Annotated in this window: 8 protein-coding genes; 1 reads left to right on the top strand and 7 read right to left on the bottom strand. The window is 73.7% G+C overall.

The window, feature by feature from the left end; all coding sequences use genetic code 11:
* The 7 genes from CKO13_RS10210 to CKO13_RS10240 form a co-directional block, all read right to left on the bottom strand.
* Positions 1–289: helix-turn-helix domain-containing protein (locus CKO13_RS10210; RefSeq protein ID WP_200260463.1), on the bottom strand; the 289-nt coding region annotated here is incomplete at its 3' end.
* Positions 286–1,026: a tetratricopeptide repeat protein gene (locus CKO13_RS10215; protein WP_200260466.1), complete on the bottom strand. Its 741-nt coding sequence runs from the start codon at positions 1,024–1,026 to the stop codon at positions 286–288. The genes CKO13_RS10210 and CKO13_RS10215, both read right to left, overlap by 4 nt.
* Positions 1,023–2,135 carry a dual-specificity RNA methyltransferase RlmN gene (rlmN, locus tag CKO13_RS10220; RefSeq protein ID WP_200260469.1) on the bottom strand — a complete coding sequence of 371 codons (1,113 nt, stop codon included), beginning with the start codon at positions 2,133–2,135 and terminating at the stop codon, positions 1,023–1,025. The genes CKO13_RS10215 and rlmN overlap by 4 nt, the downstream gene beginning before the upstream one ends.
* A complete protein-coding gene (gene ndk / locus CKO13_RS10225) occupies positions 2,116–2,541 on the bottom strand; it encodes a nucleoside-diphosphate kinase (RefSeq protein ID WP_200260472.1) in 426 nt (141 codons plus the stop codon). The genes rlmN and ndk overlap by 20 nt, the downstream gene beginning before the upstream one ends.
* Before the next feature lie 192 nt (positions 2,542–2,733).
* The gene (locus CKO13_RS10230; protein ID WP_200260475.1) at positions 2,734–3,060 is read right to left on the bottom strand and encodes a HesB/IscA family protein; all 327 of its coding nucleotides are present in this window, start codon (positions 3,058–3,060) and stop codon (positions 2,734–2,736) included.
* Between the two features lie 107 nt (positions 3,061–3,167).
* Positions 3,168–3,950 (bottom strand): serine O-acetyltransferase, encoded by a 783-nt coding sequence (gene cysE, locus CKO13_RS10235; RefSeq protein ID WP_200260478.1) that lies wholly within the window; start codon positions 3,948–3,950, stop codon positions 3,168–3,170.
* A gap of 24 nt (positions 3,951–3,974) precedes the next feature.
* The gene (locus CKO13_RS10240) at positions 3,975–4,700 is read right to left on the bottom strand and encodes an RNA methyltransferase (RefSeq protein WP_200260481.1); all 726 of its coding nucleotides are present in this window, start codon (positions 4,698–4,700) and stop codon (positions 3,975–3,977) included.
* Between the two features lie 73 nt (positions 4,701–4,773).
* Here CKO13_RS10240 and CKO13_RS10245 point away from each other — a divergent pair, with 73 nt between their 5' ends.
* Positions 4,774–5,583, top strand: coding sequence for an inositol monophosphatase family protein (locus tag CKO13_RS10245; RefSeq protein WP_200260484.1), 810 nt, complete (start codon positions 4,774–4,776; stop codon positions 5,581–5,583).
* The last annotated feature ends 188 nt before the right edge of the window (positions 5,584–5,771 follow it).

Raw genomic sequence — 5,771 nt, forward strand, 5'->3', positions numbered from 1 at the left:
CCTCCTCGGGGTCGAGGCCGACGAGCTGCGCGTAGTTGCGCAGGTAGCCGCGCACGAAGGTCGTCGGCGGGAGGCCCTCGCGCTCGCCGCCCTCGAGGGCCTCGACGGTCACCAGCGGCAGGTTGAGGCTCGAGGCCACGGCCCGCGCCGAGCGCCCCTGGGCCTCCCGGGCCTGGCGCAGGCGGGCCCCGACGCCGCTGCGGCTCTCCGGCTGCTCCGGCGCGCCGTCGCCCGCGCCCCACTGGCGCCCCGGCTCGGCCTCGTGCTCGGATTGCTGCCCGTCACTCATGGCGCACCCTCGTCGTCGCCTAGGCGTTGTCGATACGCCGAATCGGGGAAGCGCTCCCGCAGCCGCCGCCGGTACGACGCCGCGGCCTCCGCCTCCCCCTGCGCCCGCGCCGTGCGCACCGACCAGTAGAGCGTCCGCGCGCCCCCGCCCGCCGCGCGGGCGCGCTCCAGGTCGGCGGCGGCAGCGGCGTACTCGCCGGCAAGGTAGTACGCCTCGGCCCGCGCCGTAAGCGCCGGGGCGAAGCCGGGCGCCGCCTCCAGGGCCTTGCGGAGCCAGCCGCGGGCCTCCTCCCGGCGCCCCTCCCGCAGGAGGCAGCGGGCCGCGTTCGTCAGCGGCACCTCGGCCGAGGCGTAGCCCTCCGCCGCCGCGGCGGCCTCGAGCGCCTCGAGCCCGGCGTCGATCCGGCCGAGCCGGCACAGCAGCCGGCCGTAGTTGTTGCGGATGGCCCCGGAGCCGGGGGCGGCGTCCACGGCGCGGCGGTGGTACGTCCGCGCCCGCTCCATCTCGCCGGCCGCCTCGGCCAGCAGCCCCATGCCGGTCAGCGCCTCGGGGTGCCCGGGGACCAGCTCCAGGGCCCGCTCCAGGGGCGCACGGGCCTGCTCGAGGCGGCCCTGGGCGATCAGGTGCAGGCCGACCCCGGCGTGGCTGTCGGCGGCCCGGCTACGGTCGGGGACCTGCGGGCCGGCCGCGCAGCCGGCGGCGAGCAGGGCGGCGAGGAGCACTGGCGCGAGCCTCACGCCGAGGCCGCCACCCTGCTCGGCCTCGCCTCGCGGACCTCACCGACGAGCTGCCCGCACGCGCCGTCGATGTCGTCGCCCCGGGTCTCGCGGACGGTGGCGGTGTAGCCGCGCTCGAGGAGCCGGTCCGCGAAGCGGCGGACCCGGCTGTCGGGGGAGCGCCCGAACCGCGCCCCCGGATAGGGGTTGAACGGGATGAGGTTGATCTTCGACGGGATGCCGCTGAGCAGCCGGGCGAGCTGCTCGGCGTGCTGATCGCCGTCGTTGACCCCGTCGAGCATGACGTACTCCCACGTGATCCGCCGATGGGGCTTGTCGCGGATATAGTCGTGGCAGGCCGGGAGGAGCCGCTCGAGGGGCTGCTTGCGGTTGACCGGCACGAGCTGGTTGCGCAGCTCGTTGCTCGGCGCGTGCAGGGAGACGGCCAGGCTCACGTCGGTGACCCCCCGCAGCCGCTCGATGGCGCGCACGATGCCGGAGGTGGAGATGGTGACGCGGCGCTTGGAGAGGACGAGGCCGTAGTCGTCGGTGAAGATCCGCGAGGCGGAGATCACCGGGTCGAAGTTGAGCAGCGGCTCGCCCATGCCCATGAAGACGATATTGGTCACCGACTCCGGCGGCAGGCGGTCCAGGGCGATGTGCACCTGGCCGACGATCTCGGCGGCGGTGAGGTTGCGCGCGAAGCCGCCCTCGCCGGTGGCGCAGAAGGTGCACCCCATCGGGCAGCCGGCCTGCGGGGAGATGCACAGCGTCCCGCGCTTGGGCTCGGGGATGTAGACCGCCTCCACGCAGTTGCCGTCGGCGAGCCGGACGACCCACTTGCGCGTGCCGTCGCGCGAGCACTGATCGGCGGCCACCTGCGGCAGGCTCGCCTGCGCGGCCCGCCCCAGGCGGGCGCGCAGGGCCTTGCTGAGGTCCGTCATGGCGTCGAAGTCGTAGACCCGGCGCTGGTGGAGCCACTGCATGACCTGCCGGGCCCGGAAGCGCCGCTCGCCGAGCGACTCGAAGAACATCGCCAGCCGGGGCCGGTCGAGCCCGAGCAGCTCCACCGGCCCGGGCTCAGCGGCGGCATGGGCCGACTCGTGGTGCTCAGCGGGAGAAGATCTCATCGGCCTTGAAGAAGAAGTCGATCTCGCGCTCCGCCGTCTCCGGGCTGTCGGAGCCGTGCACGGCGTTGGCGTCGATGCTCTCGGCGAAGTCGTGGCGCAGCGTCCCCGCGGCCGCCTCCTTGGGGTTGGTCTCGCCCATGATCTCGCGGTTCTTGCGGATGGCGTCCTCGCCCTCGAGGACCTGGACGAGCACCGGCCCCGAGGTCATGAAGCCGACGAGGTCATTGAAGAAGGGCCGCTCGCGGTGGACGGCGTAGAAGCTCTCCGCCTGCTCGGTGCTCATCTGCACCATCCGCGCGGCCACGACCCGCAGCCCCGAGCGCTCGAAGCGCGCGAGGATCTCGCCGATGGCGTTGCGGGCGACGGCGTCGGGCTTGATGATCGAAAGGGTTCGCTCCACGGCCATGAAGGCGCTCCTTCTCTAAATCTTTGTGCTGATGGGCATTCAACAAAAAGGCCGCAGCGCAAGCAAGCTGCGGCCGCCCCTCGGGGTGCTGGCTCGCTCACGGGGCGCTCGGCAGGCGTGGGTGAGCGCCCCTGGCCACGCCGCTACTGTACCACGCCGGGCGAGGCGATCGGTAACGGCGCGCCCCGCCGCCTAGACGGCGAAGCTCTCGCCGCAGCCGCACAGATCGCGGGCGTTGGGGTTGCGGAAGTCGAAGCGCTGATTCAGGCCGTCGCGCACGAAGTCGACCTCGGTGCCCTCGAGGAAGGGGACGTGGCGGCGGGCGACGACGACCTGGACGCCGTGCGCCTCGACGACAAGATCCTCCTCGCCGACCTGCTCGGCGTAGTCGACGACGTAGCGGAACCCGGAGCAGCCGCTCGCCTTGATGCCCAGCCGCAGGCCGACGGCGCCGCTGGGGTGCTGGGCGATCTGCCGGCGGACGTGCTCGGCAGCGCGCTCGGTTAGCGTGACCGGCATCGGTGGCCCCTCCTGCTGCTTGCGCCTCCCGGCCCCAGCGGGCCGGGACTCTCCACGGACAGTCTACGCTACCGCGCCGCGCAGCGCCGAGGCCAGGGGCGCGCCGGTCAGCGCTCCGGCGGCTCGCGCTCCTCGCCGAAGCAGCCGCTGTCCACCGACGACTCGTCGATTTCCAGATCCGGCACCCGCGTCTCCTCCATGCGCCCGCCGAGCTCGCGCACCGCGCTGCACAGCTCCTCGAGCCGCCGGTCGGTGACGTGGATATGGTCGAGGATGGCGTTGACCGCCTGCGCCACCGGGTCCGGCATCTCCGTGGTGCCGTAGGCGTCGAAGCCGATCCGCCGCGCCACCTCCGCCCGGCGGTCCCCCTCGGCCGGGCGCCCGCCGACCTGCCGGGCGGGGATGCCCACCATCGTCGCCCCCTCGGGGACGTCCTTGAGGACCACGGCGTTGGAGCCGATCCGCGCGCCGTCGCCGACCCGGATGGGGCCGAGGAGCTTGGCCCCGGCGCCGACGACCACGTCGTTGCCGAGGGTGGGGTGGCGCTTGCCCGCCTGCCAGCTCGTCCCGCCGAGGGTCACCCCGTGGTAGAGGGTCACGTCGTCGCCGATATCGGCGGTCTCGCCGATGACCACGCCCATGCCGTGGTCGATGAAGAAGCGCCGGCCGATCTGCGCCCCCGGGTGGATCTCGATGCCGGTCAGCCAGCGGCTGACGAGGCTCAGGAGCTTCGCCAGCCAGCGCAGCCGCCAGCGCCACAGGCAGGCGTTGAACCGGTGCCAGAGCAGGGCGTGGACCCCCGGGTAGGTGGTCAGGACGTCGAAGGCGTGGCGCGCCGCCGGGTCGCGCGCCTGGACACAGCGGATATCCTCGCGCAGGCGTGTGAGCATCCCTCTTCCTTCGTTTGCAGCCTCTCAGGACCAGCGTCGGTGATCGAGGATGTGGTTGAACAGGCCGCGGAGCATGCGCAGCTCGTCGTCGGTGGGCTGCGCGCGGCGAAAGAGGTTGCGCATCCGGCGCATGGTCAGCTCGGGGTTCTGGCGGCGCAGGTAGCCGACGGCGCCGGCGACCTCCTCGAGGTGGCCGAAGAAGCGCTCCAGGGCGTCGACCCCCGCCGGCTCCGGCCCGGCGGCGGCGCCGGCCGCCGGCGCCGCCCCGGCCGCCATGCGCAGCTCCCACGCTACCAGCTGCACGGACTGCGCGACATTCAGCGAGCTGCACGCCGGGTCGGTCGGGATGTGGACCAGGTAGTGGCAGCGGTCGAGCTCGACGTTGGTCAGCCCCGTGCGCTCCCGGCCGAAGACCCACGCCTGCTCCCCGCCCGCCTGGGCGGCGGCCTCCTCCGCCGCCGGGCGCAGCTCGCGCACCGGGTGGCGCTCGGCGCGGCGCCGGGCCGAGAGGCCGTAGGCGAGCTGGCAGCCGCTGAGCGCGGCGTCGAGATCCGGATGGACCACGGCCTGGTGGAGGAGCGCCTCGCCGTGGGCCGCCTGCGCGCAGGCCTGCGCATCGAGGGGGTCGCACTGCGGCGCCGCCAGGTGGAGGCGCTCCAGCCCCATCGCCCGCATGGCCCGGGCGGCCGCTCCGATATTGCCGGGATGGCTCGTCCCCACCAGGACGATGCGTACGTCTTCAAGCCTCAAGGCGCTCCCCCATCTGAAACGATCCGCGTTTTATTGGTATGCTATCGCGCGTCGAGCACAGGAGTTTCCCCCGATGCATCCAATGGTCAATATCGCGGTCCGCGCGGCGCGGTCCGCCGGTGACATTATCGCCCGCAGTATCGATCGCCTCGACCGCGTCCAGGTCGAGAGCAAGGGCCGCTACGACTTCGTCTGCGACATCGACCGCCAGGCCGAGGAGGCCATCCTCCGCACCCTCCGGCGCGCCTACCCGCAGCACAGCGTCCTCGCCGAGGAGAGCGGCACCCACGGCCGGGACAGCGGCGAGGCCGAGTACACGTGGATCGTCGACCCCCTCGACGGCACCGCCAACTTCCTCCACGGCTTCCCGCACATCGGCATCTCCATCGCCGTCCAGCGCCGCGGCCAGCTCGAGGCGGCCGTCGTCTACGACCCCCTGCGCCAGGAGCTGTTCACCGCCGCCCGGGGCGAGGGGGCGCAGCTCGACGGCCACCGGATCCGGGTCTCCAAGCCCCGCGGGGTCGACGGCACCCTCGTCGGCACCGGCTTCCCCTTCAAGAACCCCCACCTGTTCAAGCCGTACATGGGGATGTTCAGCGGCGTCGCCGAGCGCGCCGAGGACATGCGCCGCGCCGGCTCGGCGGCCCTCGACCTGGCCTACGTCGCCGCCGGGCGGCTCGACGGCTTCTTCGAGCTCGGCCTCAACCCGTGGGATATCGCCGGCGGGGCGCTGCTCGTCAGCGAGGCCGGCGGCGTCGTCACCGGCATCCGCGGCGAGGACGACGCCCTGGGCAGCGGCCACGTAGTCGCCGCCTCTCCCAAGGCCCACGCCGGGCTGCTCCAGGTCCTCAAGCCCCACGCCAGCGAGCTGCCGCGCCGCTAGCGCCGCCGCCGACCGGCTCCCCTCCCCCAGAAGGTAGCCTCCCCGGCGGCTCGCTCCCGGGCGGGGCCCCCGGCGGGCGTCCTTTCGAACGCGCCGAGCATCGCAGCCCGAGCGGGGACGCCGAGCGGCGCCAGCCGCTCGGCGAGCGCGCGTTGTCCGAGCGAAGCGAGTTTAGCGCGCGGCCCCGC

It is taken from the genome of Halorhodospira neutriphila (assembly GCF_016584055.1).
GTDB lineage: Bacteria > Pseudomonadota > Gammaproteobacteria > Nitrococcales > Halorhodospiraceae > Halorhodospira > Halorhodospira neutriphila.